The sequence below is a fragment of the Caulobacter rhizosphaerae genome (assembly GCF_010977555.1).
GTDB lineage: Bacteria > Pseudomonadota > Alphaproteobacteria > Caulobacterales > Caulobacteraceae > Caulobacter > Caulobacter rhizosphaerae.
On sequence record NZ_CP048815.1, the window covers coordinates 4,536,819 to 4,554,107 of the forward strand.

Sequence of the window (17,289 nt, forward strand, 5' to 3'; positions counted from 1 at the left end):
CGAGGAGCGCCCCATGAAGTACAAAGAAAAGAAATCCAAGCCCGCCCCCAAGACGACCCGCGGGGTCGCGTCGCTCGAGGACGCCAAGGACTGGTTCGCGCGGCAGAACATCGAGGAGATCGAGTGCGTCGTGCCCGACCTGGCCGGGGTGGCGCGGGGCAAGATCATGCCGGTGCGCAAGTTCCTGGGCGCGCCGTCGATGAACCTGCCGCTGGCGGTGTTCTACCAGACCATCACGGGCGACTTCCCCGAGTTCGAGGGGGCAGTCAATGCGGTGCAGTCCGACACCGACATCTTCCTGACCCCGGACCTGGCCACCCTGGCCGTGGTGCCCTGGGCCCAGGACCCGACCGCCCAGGTGATCCACGACGCCTTCCACCCCGACGGCCGGCCGGTCGAGGAGAGCCCGCGCCAGGTGCTGCGCCGGGTGATGGCCCTCTATCGCGAGAAGGGCTGGGACCCGGTGGTGGCCCCGGAGATCGAGTTCTACCTGGTCGACAAGAACACCGACCCCGACTACCCGCTGAAGCCGCCGATCGGGCGGTCGGGCCGGCCGGAAACCGGCCGCCAGGGCTATTCGATCGCGGCGGTCAACGAGTTCGACGCCCTGTTCGAGGACATGTACGAGTACTCCGAGCGCCAGGGCCTGGAGATCGACACCCTGATCCACGAGAGCGGCGTGGCCCAGATGGAGATCAACCTGCGGCACGGCAATCCGCTGGAGCTGGCCGACCAGGTGTTCATGTTCAAGCGCACCATCCGCGAGGTGGCGCTGGAGCACGAGATCTACGCCACCTTCATGGCCAAGCCGATGGCCGCCGAGCCCGGCAGCGCCATGCACATCCATCAGTCGATCCTGGGAATCGACGGCGAGAACCTGTTCTCCGACCCCAAGACCGGCGACGCCACGCCGCTGTTCTACGCCTTCATCGCCGGCCAGCAGCGCTACCTGCCGGCGATCATGGCGATCCTGGCCCCCTATGTGAACAGCTACCGACGGATCGCCCGCGACTCCGGCGCGCCGGTCAACACCCAGTGGGGCTACGACAACCGCACCTGCGGCCTGCGCGTGCCGCCGTCCGACCCGGCCAACCGGCGGCTGGAGAACCGCATCCCGTCGTCAGACGCCAATCCCTACCTGGCCATCGCCGCGACCTTGGCCGCCGGCTATCTGGGCATGACCCAGAACCTGTCGCCCACCGCCCCGGTCGACACCGACGCCAGTGTGCGCGGCATCGAACTGCCCCGCAGCCTGCTGGAGTCGGTGTCGCTGTTCGAGGCGGCCAAGCCCCTGGTCGAGATCCTGGGCTCCACCTTCTGCAGCGCCTACGCCACGGTGAAACAGGCCGAGTACGAGACCTTCATGCGCACGATCAGCCCGTGGGAGCGGGAGTTCCTGCTGCTGAATGTCTAGGGACGTTTGCTTCACCTTCTCCCAGAGGGAGAAGGAGGGGCCCGCGCCGCAGGCGTGGGAGGATGAGGGGTTACGCCGCCGGCCGGCGCGCCGGCACGCCGTCGACCTCACCACCCCCTCACCCTCCCACCGCTGCGCGGCGGGCCCCTCCCTCTCCCCATGGGAGAGGGTGAGATGAACACCGGCCACCCCGCGACCTCCTGGTACGCCCAGACCGCCACGCCCTTCCCGACGCTCCCCGCCCTGAGCGACCACACCCGCGCCGACGTCTGCATCGTCGGCGCGGGCTACACCGGCCTGGGCGCGGCGCTGGAGCTGGCCAGGCGCGGCGTCCGCGTCGTCGTCCTCGAGGCCGCCCAGGTCGGGTCCGGCGGGTCGGGACGCAACGGCGGCCAGGTCCATGTCGGCCAGCGCAACGATCAGGCCTGGCTGGAGAAGGCGGTCGGCCGCGACGACGCCCTGCGCCTGTGGACAATGAGCCAGGACGCCCGCGCCCACCTGCTGGGCCTGATCGCCCAGCACCAGATCGCCTGCGACTTCCGCCCTGGCATGATCCACGCCCGCCACCGCAAGGGCGGCGAGGCGCAGGACGCAGCCCATGTCGACTTCATGCAGAGCCGCTACGGCTACGACCAGTTGGCCCTGGTCGGCGAGGCCGAGCTGGCGGACGAGCTGGGAACCGACGTCTATCACGGCGGCCTGGTCGATCGCGGCGGCGGCCACCTTCATCCTCTGAACCTGGCCCTGGGCATGGCGCGGGCGGCGATGGCGGCGGGGGCCATGATCTTCGAGCACAGCCGCGCCACGGCCTGGCGGCGTGACGGCGGCTCGATCGTGGTGGACACCGGCGAGGGCCGCGTGACCTGCGACCAGTTGATCCTGACCGGCGACGGCTATCTGGACGAGCTCGTGGGTGGGACGGCGCGGGCCCGGGTGATGCCGATCAACAACTTCATCCTGGCCACCGAGCCGCTGGGGACCCGGGCGGACAGCATCATCCGCTCGGGCGCCGCCGTGGCCGACAGCCGGTTCGTGATCAACTACTTCCGCAAGAGCCCCGACGGCCGGCTGATCTTCGGCGGCGGCGAGAACTACCGGCCGGGTTTCCCGCCGGACCTGAAGGCCTTCGTGCGGCGGCACATGCTGAAGGTCTATCCGGACCTGGCCGGCGTCGAGGTGACCCACGCCTGGGGCGGGACCCTGGGCATCACCGTTCACCGCGCCCCGTTCGTCCGCGAACTGGCCCCCGGCGTGCGGATCGCCGCCGGCTATTCGGGCCAGGGGGTGGTGCTGGCCCCCTGGTTCGGCAAGCTGCTGGCCGACGCCGCCCTGGGCGACCGCCAAGGCCTCGACCTGCTGGCCCGCCTGCCCGTCCCGCCGTTCCCGGGCGGCCGGCTGCTGCGCTGGCCGCTGACCGTGGTCGGGCTGAGCTGGTACGCCCTGCGCGACCGGCTGTGATCCTCCCCGCGCACGGACGAGGAGAGAAGGCTTGGGCGGCGCCGGGCTCTCCGCGTACAAGGTCGCATGGCCATCACCGACATCCGTCCGTCCAAGCCCGCCCCGATCAGCGCCAACGCCCTGATCCTGACGGGGATCTTCGCCGCCCTGACCTTCGCCCTGGCGCGGATGGACCAGCCGCCCGGCGTGCTGACCTTCGCCTTCGTGGTGGTGGGCTGGATCCTCAGCGTGGTGGTGCACGAGTTCGCCCACGCCTATGTGGCCTACAAGGCCGGCGACCACACCATCGCCCAGAAGGGCTACCTGACCCTGGACCCGCTGAAATACACCGACCTGGGGACCAGCCTGATCCTGCCGCTGGTGGTGCTGGCGATGGGCGGGATCGGCTTTCCCGGCGGGGCGGTCTATCTGCGCGACGACCTGATGCGCAGCCGGCGCGGCCGGGCCCTGGCCTCGCTGGCCGGGCCGCTGGGCACCCTGGCGGTGCTGGTCGGCCTGGCCGTCTGCCTGGCCGCCGACCGGGCGTTCGGCGTCGAGACCAGCCCACTGTCGCGCGCCGCCGCCTTCCTGGCCTTCCTGCAGGGCTTCGCCCTGGTGCTGAACCTGCTGCCCCTGCCGGGCCTGGACGGCTTCGGCGTGATCCGCCCCTACCTGCCGCCAGCGGTCCAGCAGCAGGCGATGAAGGTCGGCGGCCTGGTGTTCATCGGCCTGTTCCTGGCGATCTTCTTCATCCCCGGCGTCAACCACGCCCTGTTTCGCGTGGTGCTGACGATCACCGACCTGTTCGGCGTGTCGCGGCCGGACATCGGCGCGGGTTACCAGGCGTTCCGGTTCTGGGAGGTTTGAGGTCCCTGTCCTTCTCCCCTTGCGGGAGAAGGTGTCGGCGCAGCCGACGGATGAGCAACCATGTTGATCAGGCGTGGCGAACCCAGGGCTGCTGTCGCTTGAGGACGAGGTTTGCGGCTTCGACGAGTTTTCGCATGACGGCGACGATGGCGACCTTGGGCGGTTTGCCGGCGGCCAGGAGGCGATCGGCGAAGATCTTGAAGGCGGCATCGAAGCGCTTGGCGGCGATGGCGGCCAGATAGAGCATGCGGCGAGGTCGGCTTCGACCGCCGCCGATGAAGCTCTGGCCCTTCCATTGGCCCGACTGGCGGTCGAAGGGAGCCACGCCCAGCAGGCTGGCGGGCTGGCCGCGCTTGAGGGCGCCCAGCTCGGGCATGCGGATCACCAGGCTGGCGGCCACCAGCGGCCCGACACCTGGCAGAGACCGCAGCAGCGTCCAGCGGGCCAGAAGGTCGGGCCAGGCCTTGAGCGCGGCCAGGATCTCGCGCGCCAGCCGGGCCTTCAGCCGCGCCAGGCTCTGGATCTGCTCGCCCAGGCTGGCGGCCAGATCGGGCAGGGTCACATGCTCCATGAAGGTCTTCAGCTGGGCGGCCTGGTCGCTGATCTGCTCGTAGGCCGTCAGGCGTTCGGCCAGATGGGCCAGGCGCGGGTCCTGGGCCGCCCGCACCGTGTCCACCTGCGCCGTCGCCGCCGCGATCAGCGCCGCATCCAGCCGGTCGGTCTTGGCCCGCCGCCGCTTGAGGCGCGCGAACAGCTTCACCTCCAGCGGCTGGTGCACCACCACCTCCAGCCCCGCCGCCTCAAGTCTGGCCCGCACGCCGCGCTCGTAGCCCGCCGTCGCCTCCAGCCCCACGCGTCTGACGCCGCGTTCCGCCAGCCAGGCGATCAGCCCTTCCCAGCCCGCTGCGTCGTTGGCCACCCGATGCTGCTCGGCCCTGCCGAGCACGGCCGCATCCAACTGGCGCTTGCCCACATCGATCCCGGCGATCGTTGTGCTAGACTTGTTCCTATCCATCGATCCCATCCTTGTGGCTCCGGACCCATACGTCCCTGCAACCATCCGGGTCATGGATATGCCAGCGGCGACCAGGCTCACCCGCAGCGCCAAAACGCTCAGGGGTTATCGGTCCCTCCGCCGGCGGTCCGCCTGGTGCTGAGAACACCAGGCGGACGTCCCGGAAGACACCAGCAGCTTACCGCTTCTCCAACAGACAAGGGGTCGATAGATGCAAAACGCCGCGACAGCCGAAAGGCCACTCGCGGCGTTTCCCGTTTGAGAGACCCCTCACCCGACCTCCTGAGGCCCCCCTCTCCCGCAAGGGGAGAGGGAATATAGGTCAAGCTGCCTTCACCCCCGGGCGAAAGGTCGTGGCCGGCTGTTCCGCCTCCGCCGTCTGGACCAGGCAGCCGTACCAGCCCAGGCCCCGATAGGTCTCGTAACCCGGCGTCAGGGCGTAGCCGATGGTGCGGGCTCCGTCGGCGTAGCTGGCCATGTCGCCGCCCGAGGTGTCGAGTTGGAAGGTCTCCTCCAGCACGCCCTTACCGTCCGAACTGGCCAGCACCCTGTGGTTCTGGTCCAGCAGCAGCACCCGCGAGCGGGTCCTTTCCTCGTCGGTCAGGCGCACGCCGTCGACCACCGCCTGGGCCTGGGGCTTCCAGTCGAAATGCACGCCCAGCACGCCCAGCACTCGCCCGTTGGCCTGGCCGCCCTCGCGGATGGCCGTGGCGTAGGTGGCGACCGGGGCGTCGTTCAGGGCCTTGACCCGCTGGATGTCGCAGACCGTGAAGTCGTCGCCCGACTTGGTGCGCAGGGCGTCGCGGAACCAGGGAGCGTCGGCCACCGAGGTGTTGCGGGCGGCCGGATAGCGGTCGGGGCGGCCGCTGGCGATCACCCGGCCCGACGGGTCGGCGATCCACAGGTCCAGATAGACGGTGTAGGCGTCGAGGATCACCTTCAGCCGCTGGCTGGCGTAGGTGGCAGCCTCGCGCGACGGCGCCGCCACGCAGTCGACCACCGCGCTGTCGGTGGCCCACCAGCGCACGTCGCAGGTGCGCTCATAGAGGTTGCGGTCGATGATCTCGATGGCGTTCAGGGCCAGGTCGACCAGGCGCTGGCCGCGCAGATGGCCCAGGATCGCCCCGCCGATCGCGGTCAGCTCGTCGAGGTCGGCCCGCACCTGGCTCTCCAGGGCGGCGGCCACCACATCGATCTGGGTGGAGATGGTCTTGAACTCCTCGGCGACGATCGCGAAGCCGCGCCCCGCCTCGCCGGCCCGGGCGGCGACGATCAGGGCGTTGATCGCCAGCATCTTGGCCGAGCGGTTGACATAGGCGATCTCGCCGATCTTCTCGCCGGCCACGGCGCTGAGGCGCTCGCTGAGCTCCAGGATGCGTTCTGGGCGGAGGCTGGCGTCGTCGCTCGCCAAAGGTCCTGCCATGGTGGTTTCCCCCGAAACCGGCGGCGGGACCCGGAACAGCCGAATCATTCGCCAGACGGGCGAGCATGACACCGCCGCCAGCTTTCAGAACGGGGGCCGGACAATCTGCCGCGCCCTGTGGACGGTTTGGCGGCCCGCCGGGGCGGGAAATGCGCGGTTTGGCGGCAATCCTTGCCTGATTAATCATCAAGGCTTGAGCGGGTTGTCGCTCGACGATGCGCGCGAAGCCTTGCCGTACGGCGATGACACCGGTGGACAGAGATTTTTGGACGGGGGATGATGCCCTCCAACATCCGCTCATCCCAGCGAATGCCGGGACCCAGATGGAATGGCGACGGCGCTGACGCCAAAGGTGTTGAGCGCGTCCAGGTCATCCACACCGCCATGGGATCTAGGGTCCGGCATTCGCCGGGGATGAGCGGCGAAAAAGGGGGAAACACGATGATCCGCACCACCGCCGTCCTGGCCGCCGCCTTGGCCGCCGCCGCGCCCCTGGCCCAGGCCGCCCCGCGCGAGGTCCTGGCCTTTCCCGGGGCCGAGGGCGCGGGCCGCCTGGCCGCGGGCGGGCGCGGCGGAACGGTGATCAAGGTGACGAACCTCAAGGACTCCGGCCCGGGCTCGCTGCGCGCCGCCGTCGAGGCCGAGGGCCCGCGCACGGTCGTGTTCGACGTGGCCGGCACGATCCCACTGAAGCGCGAGCTGAAGATCGCCAACGGCCGGATCACCCTCGCCGGCCAGACCGCCCCGGGCGGCGGGATCACCCTGCGCGACCATACCCTGGTGGTGGCCGCCGACGACGTGGTCATCCGCTTCATCCGCTCGCGCCTGGGCGACGAGAGCAGGACCGAGGGCGACGCGATCTGGATCAATTCCGGCCGACGGATCATCCTCGACCACGTCTCGGCCAGTTGGTCGGTGGACGAGACCCTGTCGGCCAGCGCCCGCTACGACGCGCCAGGCCAGGGGTTCTACGATCTGACCGTTCAGTGGTCGATCATCGCCGAGAGCCTGCGCCATTCGATCCACGCCAAGGGCGACCACGGCTATGGCAGCCTGATCCGCGGCGGGAACGGCTCGAAGATCAGCTTCCACCACAACCTGTGGGCCAACCACTTGGCCCGCATGCCCCGCCCAGGCAACTATGAAGGGCCGGACAAGGACCCGGTCGGGGCCTTCTTCGAGTTCCGCTCCAACGTCTTCTACAACTGGGGCAAGGGCCACGCCGGCTACGACGCCGACAAGGCGGCCCTGGCGGCCTACAGCTTCATCGACAACGCTTATGTCATGGGCCCCGACAGCGAAAAGCCCGTCGCCTTCAACGAAAGCAACAGCCTGGCCAAGGCGTTCTTCGCCGGCAACAGCATGAACGGCGTCGCGCCCGCCGATCCGTGGAGCCTGGTCAGCGGGCTGCAGGCGCCGGGCTATCGTCAGGCCGCGCCGATCGCGGTGGCGCCGGTCAAGGCCGATCCAGCGGCTTCGGCCTATGAGCAGGTGCTGGCCCACGCCGGGGCCAGCGTGTTCCGCGACAGCGTCGACGCCCGGATCGTGGCCGGGGTGCGCGACCGCACCGGCCGGCTGATCGACAGCCAGGCCCAGGTCGGCGGCTGGCCGGCCCTGCCGCCGGGCGTCGCGGCGGTCGACACCGATGGCGACGGCATGCCCGACGCCTGGGAAAAGGCCCACGGCCTGAACCCGCGCAAGGCCGACGGCGCGCTGGACCGCGACAGCGACGGCTGGACCAATCTGGAGGACTATCTGGCCGAGGCGGCCCGGCGGCGGGGGTAGGTTTTCCCCAAAGTATCGCTGTTCCGGAAAACACCGGTCTTCCTTCGCGCGCCGCCCTGCCTTATCTCTGCCTCGCCGATCACGCCGGGGAAGGCCGCGAATGCTGTACATGCTGCTGTGCTATAACAACGAGACCGAGGTCCTGGGTTGGACCCCGGAACAGGACGCCGCGGTCATGGGTCGGCTGTCGGTCGTCCATGATCGCCTGGTCGCCGAGGGCAAGATGGGACCGTCGGGCCGGCTGCAGGGCACCACGGCCGCCAAGACCCTGGTCAAGACCGAGGCTCCCTTCGTGGTCGACGGCCCCTATGCCGAGACCAAGGAGCAGTTCCTGGGCTTCTACACGCTGGACGTCGCCGACATGGATGAGGCCCTCGACATCGCCCGCGAACTGGGCGTGGCCAATCCCGGCGGCGCCTACGAGGTGCGGCCGATGCGGCTGTACCTGCCGGGCGCGATCGCGGCGGCGTAAGCTTGGCCTCGCCTGGCGTCGACCGGGATAAGCTGAGGACACGAATGCCCTACCCTACCTTCGTTCCCGCCCTTCTCGGCCTCGCCCTGGCCGCCGCGCCCGCCATCGCCGGCGCCGAGACCTGGCGGTGCTCGGCGACCAAGGGCCCGGTGACCCACGACCTGTCGGCGACGGTCGAGGGCGAGCGGGTGACGGGCTTCGACTGCCTGGCCTCGACCAAGGGCGCCTCGGAGATCACCAGTTGCAGCCTAGCGCCCGAGGGCAAGCCTACGGCCGGCCCGGCGGGCGTCACGACCTTCCCGCTGACCGACGACGACGTGGCCGTGGCCCGCCGAAGCGGCGACACGATCGTCTTCGACTTCACGCGAACCCGCCTGAGCAACTATTGCGGCCAGTCCTCGACCATCGCCGCCACCCTGACGCTCAAGGCCGGCGCCAAGCACTGCCTGGCGGTCAGGAACCAGTAGGGCGCGCCTCTAGCCGTCGCGTTGCGCCTTCTTCCATTCCTTGAATTCGCGCTCTTCGCGGTCCTTCTTGCTTTCGCCGGGGATGACCGCCTTGCCGGCCCCGACCACGACCTTGCCGGTCGTGCCGACCACGGCCGCGCCCGCGCCGACCACGGCTCCGCCGGCGGCGACGGCCAGGCAGCCCTGGCTGGTGACGGCGACGGCCAGCAGGGCCAGGGCGAGGGGCAGGCGACGCGGGAAAACTGGGCGCAACATTGGGGGCAAGCTCACTGGCGTTGGGGCGAGCGTTCTAGCCCGGGACGCGCCCAGGGTCGCCGCGTCCGATGGCCGCTGTGTGGCGGCGGAGGTCGGTTCATCTCCGCCAACGAGGTTCGGCTCCGGCCCGCCTGGATGCTCGGATCTGTTGTGTTCGGGGCGATTTGCGTCGTCGCTGTTCAGACTATCCTTAACGTTGGGCCGCGCTTGGTTACCTTTTATCAACGAAAAACTTAGGAACGAGACTCGTCGCCGGAGAGTTGATGCGCCGAAGGGATATGATTTCCAAATGGCCTCCCGCGACGAACTCATCAAGCGCGAAGCTCTCGAGCTCTGGAATCAGATGCACGACGAGCCGCCGCCGGAAGTCAGCGGCGGGGAATTGCTCGAGATCATTTGCCGCAACCTGCACGTCCAGGACTATGACCGGGTCCGCTCGCCGTTCCTGCGGCCGACGATGATCCTGCGGCCCGAGGAATGGCCCGAGGCGCGCAAGGGCTAGGGTGCGTTTCGGCCCACATGCGCCGTCATTCCGGGCCGGACGCCGACGACGACGAAGCCGCCTGAATGCGGTCGACCAGCCCCCACTCCAGCGCTTCTTCCGCGGTCATGAAGCGATCGCGATCCATCGCCCGCTCGAAGTCCTCGAAGGTGCGACGGGCTCCGCTTCCCTTGAGGTCAGCCCTTCCGGCCCTGACCGCCCGGAACGAACGCGCCGCCGCCGGTCTGGGCGCGGTGGCGCAGGAAGGCGTCGGCCAGGACGCAGGCGGTCATGGCCTCGACCACCGGCACGCCGCGGATGCCCACGCAAGGGTCGTGGCGGCCTTTGGTGCGCAGGTCGACCTCTTCGCCGGCCTCGTTGACGCTCTCGCGCGGGGTCAGGATCGAGGAGGTCGGCTTGAAGGCCACGCGGGCCACCACCGGCTGGCCGGTCGACAGGCCGCCCAGCACGCCGCCGGCGTGGTTGCTGAGGAACACCGGGCCGTCATCGCCCATCCGCATCTGGTCGGCGTTGTCCTCGCCCGACAGGGCCGCGCTGGCGAAGCCCTCGCCGATCTCAACGCCCTTGGCGGCGTTGATCGACATCAGGGCCGCCGCCAGCTCGGCGTCCAGCTTGCCATACAGCGGCGCGCCCCAGCCGGCCGGCACACCCACGGCCTCGACCTCGACGACGGCGCCGGTCGAGGACCCCGCCTTGCGGACCTTTTCCAGGTGCTCTTCCCACACCGGAATGATCGCGGCGTCCGGCGACCAGTAGGGGTTCTGCTCGACCTGGTCCCAGTCCCAGTTGCCGCGGTCGATGACGTGCGGGCCGATCTGGACCAAGGCCGCGCGCACCGTGACCCCGGGGATCACCAGCCGGGCGACCGCGCCGGCCGCCACCCGCGCGGCGGTCTCGCGCGCCGAGCTGCGCCCGCCACCGCGATAGTCGCGCACGCCGTACTTGGCGAAATAGGGATAGTCGGCATGGCCCGGCCGGAAGGCCTGGGCGATCTCGCCATAGTCCTTGGAGCGCTGGTCGGTGTTGTCGATCATCAGGCTGATCGGCGTGCCGGTGGTGCGCTGGCCGTCGCTGCGTTCGTCCTCGAACACCCCCGACAGGATGCGCACGGCGTCCGGCTCCTGGCGCTGGGTGACGAACTTGCCCTGCCCCGGCCGGCGCTTGTCGAGGAAGGCCTGGATGACCTCGGCGGTGAGGGCGATGCCGGGCGGAACGCCATCGACCACGCAGCCCAGGGCCGGGCCGTGGCTTTCGCCCCAGGTGGTGACGCGGAACAGGTGGCCGAAGGTGTTGTGCGACATGGGCGCGGTGTAGCGGAAAGCGCGGGAGGGGGCAAAGCCTGGGCGGCCTTGCTGCGGGAGGCGCCCCGCCGGGGCATGTTCGACCCGCTATTCCGAATTGATACACCCAATAGTGGCAATAATGCTTAAGCTCTCAATAGTTGCATATTGTGCAACTCAAGAGTACCGTTTCATCTCGTTGGTACTTGAGGTAGCGCCCCGGCGCAGCCGGGCCCAAACAGGGAGCATGAGGACATGACCACCGGCACAGCGAACTTCAACGGCGACTGCGGCGAGTGCAAGAACGGCTACTACACCGCCACCTCGTCCGGCGGGATGCAGCCCAACCAGTCGGCCACGGTCAACGGCAATTCCCCGCAGAACTGCGTGGTGGCCAACGACGGCGGGACGGTCTTTGCGATCGAGCTGCAGTCCATCGCCGGCATCTACAGCTACCAGGTCCGGGTCGACGCCCAGGGTCCCAAGGGCGCCTTCAGCGGCTCGATGTACCTGGCGTTCGAGGACCAGACGGGCGACGTCTACTATCTGAGCATCTTCTCCTCGACCCGCGAATGGCACGAGGTGTCGTACAACAGCAGCGCGCCGGCGATCGTGAAGATCTACTGGAGCGACAAGTCGTTCACCGTCGCCAGCGGCGACGCCGCCAAGGCCAAGCCGGCGTACAAGGTGCTGAGCCCGGTCGGGTAGTCGGGCTATCGACTCCGGATCGCCCTGAAAAAACCTGTCATCCCGGACAAGCTCGCCGAGGGCCCATGCGGGACCGCCGGAAGCTCTGAGCTGTCGCCCCCGGTCCCGGATCTTCGCGCTGCGCGCTCGTCCGGGATGACAGTCGTTCCAAGCCGCAGACCGCCGCCCTACAGCGCCAGGGCGCAGCTTTCGCCGATGGTCGGGCGCGAGATCACCACGCGCGACAGGCCGGGGAACTGCGGCGTCAGGCGCTCGGCGAAATAGAGGCAGATCCGCTCCAGGGTCGGACTCTCCAGGCCGGGGCGGTCGTTGAGCAGGCCATGATCCAGCTCGGCGGCGACGGCCTTCAGGGCGGCGTCCAGGCCGTCGAGGTCGGCGACCCAGCCGGCGTCCTGCATGGCGCCCTTGACGCTGGCCTCGACCTTGAACGAGTGGCCGTGCAGCTTGCGGTAGCGATGGTCGGCGGGACCTTGCTCGATATAGTGGGCCGCGTCGAAATGCGCGGCCTTCGTGATCTCGAAGACGGGCTTCATCAGGGTACTTCTTTTGACAAGGCCTGGGAGGCTCTAGCGGCTCGACCCTGTCACCAGGTCGAGCGCCTTATCCGTCAGGGCAGGCCGAGATATTTGTGCGTCTGGACGCTTAAACGCCATTGTGGGTGCGAAAGGCAATAGGCGACGGCCAATTGGGTGTTCCGCTCGCGGTCGGGACCGTCCATCGGCTGCAGGTAGAAGCGCTCGAAATCCAGGGCCGCGAAGCGCTCCGGCATGGCCTTGTCCTGCGGATAGACCAGCTTCAGCTCCTGGCCCGAGGTCTGGACCATCGGGGCGTCGGCCTTGGGGCTGACGCACACCCAGTCGACGCCCTCGGGCGCTTTGAGCGTGCCGTTGCTCTCCACGGCGATCATGAAGCCCCTGGCATGCAGGGCGGCGATGGCCGCCGCGTCCAGCTGCAGCAGCGGCTCGCCGCCGGTGCAGACCACCAGCCGGTCGTCCGGCCCGCCGATCCAGGCGGCCTCGACCGCGTCAGCCAGGGCGTCGGCCGTGGCGAACTTGCCGCCGCCCTCGCCGTCCGTGCCCACGAAGTCGGTGTCGCAGAAGGTGCAGACGGCCTTGTGGCGGTCCTGCTCGCGGCCGTTCCACAGGTTGCAGCCGGAGAACCGGCAGAACACCGCCGCCTTGCCCGCCTGCCCGCCCTCGCCTTGCAGGGTGAGGAAGATCTCCTTGACGGTGTAGGTCATTGCAGGCGCTCGCGGGCCCGCCCTCGTCCTTCGACAAGCTCAGGATGAGGGCTACTGAACGGTTGGAGATCACGGGCGCTCAAAATGAAAGCCTCATCCTGAGCTTGTCGAAGGACGAGATTTTCACCCACCAAGCACCTCCCGCCCCGCCTCATCCCACTCTTCATACCCCCGCTGCCTCAGCTCGCAGGCCGGGCACTCGCCGCAGCCGTGGCCCCAGGCGTGCAGTTCGCCGCGGTCGCCCTGGTAGCAGGTGTGGCTCTCGACCACGATAAGGTCGACCAGGTCCTCGCCGCCCAGGGTCTTGGCCAGGGCCCAGGTCTCCGCCTTGGTCAGCTTCATCAGCGGGGTTTCGATGACGAAGTCGCGGTCCATGCCCAGGTTCAGGGCGGCCTGCATGGCGTCCAGCGTGTCGCGGCGGCAGTCGGGATAGCCCGAGAAGTCGGTCTCGCACATGCCGCCGACCAGCGCCCCCAGGCCCCGGCGGTCGGCCAAGGCGGCGGCGTAGATCAGGAACACCAGGTTGCGGCCGGGCACGAAGGTCGAGGGCAGGCCGCGCTCGGTCATCTCGATGGCGACGTCGGTGGTCAGGGCGCTCTGGGCCACCGCGCCGAAGCCGGTCAGGTCCAGCACGTGGTCCTCGCCCAGGCGCTCGGCCCAATGCGGAAAACGCTGGGCCATCTGGCGGCGCACGGCCTGGCGGGCCTGCATCTCGATCACGTGGCGCTGGCCGTAGTCGAAGCCGACGGTCTCGACCCGGGCGTAGCGCTCCAGGGCCCAGGCCAGGCAGACGCTGCTGTCCTGGCCGCCGGAGAACAGCACCAGGGCGGCGTCGGCGCGCGAAACGCCGGACGCGGTGGAAACTTCAGGAGTGGACATGGCGCCTCTCTACACCAGGCGCGCGGACTTGACGACCGACGGGACGCGCGCGGGCCTGAAAGGCTCATCGAGCTCCTTCCACGCCGCGCCGGCGCCGATCGCCCAGCTCCCGCTAAGTTGCACGGATCCATCACGCCCAAACATTTGTTTCGAACGGCGATATTTAGGCTGTACCTTCAGCGCGAATGGGCGACTATGGGCCGCGCGCCTTTGGGGGTCGCACCAAGGTTTTCCAGCCTGAAGCCACGCTTGACGCAACGTCACGCGCCGGACCGGCTTTTCTAATTTTGCTGAAAACCTGCCTTATCCAGGTGAATACACCCTGGCGTAAAGTGAAAACGCGTAACCTATCAATGATTACTTAGACCTTGGCCGGTTGACAGCCCCAGACGCCAAGTATGCAATCGACGGATGCTGCGAAGGGTCGGCCGTACGCCCGCGTAGTGTTCAAAAGTACGGCGCCGAGGAAACAAACGACGTCCGCAGGGGCCGCCATAAGGCCCCGCGACGTCCAGGGAGGGAATAGAATGTCGCAATCTCTGCGTATGCGGAGCCTGCTGGCCATGGGCGCGTCCGTGACCGTGCTGGCCGCCGTCGCCGCTCCGGCCTTCGCCCAGCAATCCGACGCCAAGCCGGCCGCCCAGCAGGGCGGCGGCAACGTGCTGGAGGAACTGGTCGTCACCGCCCAGAAGAAGGAAGAAGCCCTGCAGGACGTGCCGATCGCGGTGTCGGCCTTCAGCCAGGACGCCCTTGAGGCGCAGAAGATCGACGGCGGCCCCAACCTGCAGCAGGCGATCCCCAACGTCACCTTCGCCAAGGGCAACTTCACCAACAGCTTCAACTTCGCGATCCGCGGCATCGGCAACAAGGCGGTCGGGGTGTCGACCGACGGCGGCGTCGGCGTCCACGAGAACAACGCCCCGCTTCAGACGGGCAACCTGTTCGACGCCGAGTTCTTCGACGTCGAACGCGTGGAAGTGCTGCGCGGCCCGCAGGGCACGCTGTACGGCCGCAACGCCACCGGCGGCGTGGTCAACATCATCACCGCCAAGCCGGTCGACACCTTCGAGGCCAACATCCGGGCCGAGGCCGGCAACTACAGCACCCAGAAGCTGCGCGGCATGATCAACGTGCCGATCCTGGGCGACAAGCTGGCCGTCCGCGTGGCCGGCAACTGGCTCAAGCGCGACGGCTTCGTCACCAACACCTACAACAATCACAAGGTCGATGACCGCGACCTGTACTCGACCCGCGTCTCGGTGATGTTCAATCCCATCGAGTCGCTGCGCACCAACTTCATGTGGGAGCATTTCAACGAGGACGACAGCCGCTCCCGCGTCGGCAAGCAGCTGTGCACCAAGGACAACGGCCCGGCCACCGTGGGCGGCGTGCCCACCGGGGCGGCCCGCGCCTTCCTGACCCAGGGCTGCCTGCCCGCCTCCCTGTACGGCGACAGCGCCTACGGCACGGTCAACACCTCCGGCACCCTGACCGGCGAACTGGGCAATCTGGTGGGCTTCACCAGCGGCGACGCCAACGCCGGCGACACCGCCAGCCGCAACCTGCGGGAAATCGAGTCGCTGTTCGATCCGATCTACCGCTCCAAGTCCGACATCTACCAGTTCAACCTGGCCTACGATCTGACCGAGAACCTGACCTTCACGGCCATGACCTCGTACAGCAAGGGCAAGGTCTATACGAAGCTGGACTACAACCGGAACGTCTCGACGATCCCGTTCAACAACACGCCCTTCACGCCCGGCGGCTTCTTCACCGACCCGCAGATCGGCCGGACCAACCTGTTCACCACCCTGGACATCTCGGCCGGGAACTCCAAGCAGTGGAGTCAGGAAGTCCGGCTGCAGTCGAACTTCGACGGTCCGCTGAACTTCAACTTCGGCGGCATCTATTTCGACTACAAGACCGTCACCGACTATTACGTGATCGGCAATTCGCTGACCTTGTCGGCCCTGGCGCTGAACTTCCAGAACACCGGCAACCCCAACTGCAACCCGGTCACCCAGCCGACCACCTGCATCGGCATCGACACCAACGCCACGCCGGACGGCAGCGGCCACAACTACTATGACAACCGCTCGCCCTATCACCTGAAGTCCAACGCCCTGTTCGGCGAGCTCTACTGGCAGGCCAACGAAAAGCTGAAGTTCACCCTGGGTCTGCGCCGCACCCACGACGACAAGCGGCTGGACGTCTATGACACCGTGCTGCTATCGCCGGGCATCGGCCTGAAGCAGAGCACCACCACGCCGCAGGAGAAGTCGGTCTTCAACGAACTGACCGGCCGCTTCGGCTTCGACTACAAGCTCAGCGACGACAACCTGCTCTACGCCTTCTATTCGAAGGGCTACAAGGGCGGCGGCTCGAACCCGCCGGCGGCCGCCGGCTCGGCCAGCGTCAAGCCGCAGTTCGATCCGGAGTTCGTCAACGCCTTCGAACTGGGCTCGAAGAACACCCTGGCCGGCGGCAGCCTGATGCTGAACGCCACCGGCTTCTACTACGACTACCAGGGCTATCAGATCTCCAAGATCGTCAACCGCACCTCGGTCAACGAGAACGTCAACGCCACGGTCTGGGGGATGGAGCTGGAATCGGTCTGGTCGCCGGTGCGCAACCTGCGGCTCAACGCCAATCTCGGCTACCTGGACACCAAGATCGGCAAGGGCGTGTCGTCGATCGACACCATGAACCGCACCCTGAGCAACGCGGCCTATTCCGTGGTCAAGGCGGGCCCGAGCCTGCCCAATGTCGCGGTGGGCTCCAACTGCGTGCTGACCACCAGCGGCGTGGCGACGGTCATCGCCCTGGGCCAGGGTGGGACCCTGCCGTTCGCCTGCGGCGGCCCCGCCGTCTATCAGGCCTTCCTGCAAAGCCGCGGCGCTTCGCAGGCCCAGGCCCAGGGCCTGGCCTTCGGCACCGGCCTCTACAACTACGGCGCCGGCTATACGATCGAAGGCGCGGCGACCGACCTGTCGGGCAACCAGCTGCCCAACTCGCCGCACTGGACCGCCTCGGCCGGCGCCCAGTACACCTGGGACTTCGCGGACGGCTGGTCGGCCACCCTGCGCGGCGACTACTACCACCAGAGCAAGCAGTTCACCCGCGTCTACAACACCGCCTACGACCAGCTGAAGTCGTGGAACAACGCCAACATCACGCTGAAGATCGAAAAGCCGGACTGGGGCCTGCAGATCGACGCCTACGTCAAGAACCTCAGCAACAAGACGCCGATCACCGACGCCTACACCACCGACGACAGCTCGGGCCTGTTCACCAACCTGATCACCCTGGAACCGCGCCTCTACGGCGTGGGCGTGACCAAGTCGTTCTAGACGCCGTCGCACGAACGGCGAACCGGAAGGGCGGCGGAGCGATCCGCCGCCCTTTTCCTTGGCCGACGATCGATCGCGAAACACCGACTTTCCAGTGTCGGCCGCCTTCCGAATTGGCGCCTCCACCTTTCGGCGATCGCCGGTTGACGAGATCGATGACAACTGTCAACGTCACATGGTTGACAACTGTCATCG

General features: G+C 68.2%; 17 protein-coding genes and 2 pseudogenes. 10 read left to right on the forward strand and 9 right to left on the reverse strand.

The genetic code is table 11. From position 1 onward, the window contains the following. Window positions 1–13 precede the first annotated feature (13 nt). Complete coding sequence (locus G3M57_RS20650; protein ID WP_056761209.1) at window positions 14–1,414, forward strand: glutamine synthetase family protein; 1,401 nt, start codon at window positions 14–16, stop codon at window positions 1,412–1,414. A 110-nt stretch (window positions 1,415–1,524) separates the two neighbouring features. Here G3M57_RS20650 and G3M57_RS28010 read toward each other — a convergent pair. Beyond that, a pseudogene (locus G3M57_RS28010) lies at window positions 1,525–1,587 on the reverse strand (hypothetical protein); the annotation flags it as partial. 1 nt (window position 1,588) lies between these two features. On the opposite strand from G3M57_RS28010, the gene G3M57_RS20655 reads away from it, so the two are divergent. After that, on the forward strand, window positions 1,589–2,872 hold the full coding sequence (locus tag G3M57_RS20655; protein ID WP_163232706.1) for an NAD(P)/FAD-dependent oxidoreductase: 1,284 nt from the start codon (window positions 1,589–1,591) through the stop codon (window positions 2,870–2,872). Between the two features lie 66 nt (window positions 2,873–2,938). Next, window positions 2,939–3,718, forward strand: coding sequence for a site-2 protease family protein (locus tag G3M57_RS20660; protein ID WP_163232708.1), 780 nt, complete (start codon window positions 2,939–2,941; stop codon window positions 3,716–3,718). A 67-nt stretch (window positions 3,719–3,785) separates the two neighbouring features. Here G3M57_RS20660 and G3M57_RS20665 read toward each other — a convergent pair whose 3' ends face one another. Beyond that, complete coding sequence (locus G3M57_RS20665; RefSeq protein ID WP_163228532.1) at window positions 3,786–4,733, reverse strand: IS110 family RNA-guided transposase; 948 nt, start codon at window positions 4,731–4,733, stop codon at window positions 3,786–3,788. A 322-nt stretch (window positions 4,734–5,055) separates the two neighbouring features. Further along, a complete protein-coding gene (locus tag G3M57_RS20670) occupies window positions 5,056–6,156 on the reverse strand; it encodes a cache domain-containing protein (RefSeq protein WP_373287722.1) in 1,101 nt (366 codons plus the stop codon). Between G3M57_RS20670 and G3M57_RS20675 the strand changes: the two genes are divergently transcribed. The 4 genes from G3M57_RS20675 (at window position 6,155) to G3M57_RS20690 (ending at window position 8,880) form a co-directional block, all read left to right on the forward strand. Continuing rightward, window positions 6,155–6,436: a hypothetical protein gene (locus tag G3M57_RS20675; RefSeq protein ID WP_162251697.1), complete on the forward strand. Its 282-nt coding sequence runs from the start codon at window positions 6,155–6,157 to the stop codon at window positions 6,434–6,436. The two genes, G3M57_RS20670 and G3M57_RS20675, sit on opposite strands and share 2 nt — an antisense overlap. Before the next feature lie 161 nt (window positions 6,437–6,597). Then, a complete protein-coding gene (locus G3M57_RS20680; RefSeq protein WP_163232712.1) occupies window positions 6,598–7,941 on the forward strand; it encodes a pectate lyase in 1,344 nt (447 codons plus the stop codon). A 100-nt stretch (window positions 7,942–8,041) separates the two neighbouring features. Further along, window positions 8,042–8,413: a YciI family protein gene (locus tag G3M57_RS20685; RefSeq protein ID WP_056761199.1), complete on the forward strand. Its 372-nt coding sequence runs from the start codon at window positions 8,042–8,044 to the stop codon at window positions 8,411–8,413. A gap of 44 nt (window positions 8,414–8,457) precedes the next feature. Next, window positions 8,458–8,880: a hypothetical protein gene (locus G3M57_RS20690; RefSeq protein ID WP_163232714.1), complete on the forward strand. Its 423-nt coding sequence runs from the start codon at window positions 8,458–8,460 to the stop codon at window positions 8,878–8,880. Window positions 8,881–8,889: 9 nt separating this feature from the next. Here G3M57_RS20690 and G3M57_RS20695 read toward each other — a convergent pair whose 3' ends face one another. Beyond that, entirely contained in the window at window positions 8,890–9,135 is a 246-nt protein-coding gene (locus tag G3M57_RS20695) for a hypothetical protein (protein WP_056761194.1), read from the reverse strand. Window positions 9,136–9,424: 289 nt separating this feature from the next. Between G3M57_RS20695 and G3M57_RS20700 the strand changes: the two genes are divergently transcribed. Continuing rightward, the gene (locus tag G3M57_RS20700; RefSeq protein WP_056761191.1) at window positions 9,425–9,637 is read left to right on the forward strand and encodes a hypothetical protein; all 213 of its coding nucleotides are present in this window, start codon (window positions 9,425–9,427) and stop codon (window positions 9,635–9,637) included. Between the two features lie 25 nt (window positions 9,638–9,662). Here G3M57_RS20700 and G3M57_RS20705 read toward each other — a convergent pair. Together G3M57_RS20705 and aroC are read right to left on the reverse strand one after the other, a co-directional pair. Next, window positions 9,663–9,785: pseudogene (locus tag G3M57_RS20705) on the reverse strand (ATP-dependent Clp protease proteolytic subunit); the annotation flags it as partial. A gap of 28 nt (window positions 9,786–9,813) precedes the next feature. Further along, complete coding sequence (gene aroC / locus G3M57_RS20710; RefSeq protein ID WP_163232716.1) at window positions 9,814–10,938, reverse strand: chorismate synthase; 1,125 nt, start codon at window positions 10,936–10,938, stop codon at window positions 9,814–9,816. 234 nt (window positions 10,939–11,172) lie between these two features. Here aroC and G3M57_RS20715 point away from each other — a divergent pair, with 234 nt between their 5' ends. Continuing rightward, entirely contained in the window at window positions 11,173–11,625 is a 453-nt protein-coding gene (locus tag G3M57_RS20715; RefSeq protein WP_056761186.1) for a hypothetical protein, read from the forward strand. 167 nt (window positions 11,626–11,792) lie between these two features. Here G3M57_RS20715 and G3M57_RS20720 read toward each other — a convergent pair whose 3' ends face one another. The 3 genes from G3M57_RS20720 to queC form a co-directional block, all read right to left on the reverse strand. Then, on the reverse strand, window positions 11,793–12,158 hold the full coding sequence (locus G3M57_RS20720; RefSeq protein WP_056761183.1) for a 6-pyruvoyl trahydropterin synthase family protein: 366 nt from the start codon (window positions 12,156–12,158) through the stop codon (window positions 11,793–11,795). 74 nt (window positions 12,159–12,232) lie between these two features. Beyond that, a complete protein-coding gene (gene queE / locus G3M57_RS20725) occupies window positions 12,233–12,865 on the reverse strand; it encodes a 7-carboxy-7-deazaguanine synthase (protein ID WP_056761181.1) in 633 nt (210 codons plus the stop codon). 123 nt (window positions 12,866–12,988) lie between these two features. Continuing rightward, window positions 12,989–13,744, reverse strand: coding sequence for a 7-cyano-7-deazaguanine synthase QueC (gene queC, locus G3M57_RS20730; protein WP_163232718.1), 756 nt, complete (start codon window positions 13,742–13,744; stop codon window positions 12,989–12,991). Window positions 13,745–14,271: 527 nt separating this feature from the next. On the opposite strand from queC, the gene G3M57_RS20735 reads away from it, so the two are divergent. Further along, window positions 14,272–17,094 (forward strand): TonB-dependent receptor, encoded by a 2,823-nt coding sequence (locus G3M57_RS20735; RefSeq protein WP_056761175.1) that lies wholly within the window; start codon window positions 14,272–14,274, stop codon window positions 17,092–17,094. Window positions 17,095–17,289 lie beyond the last annotated feature (195 nt).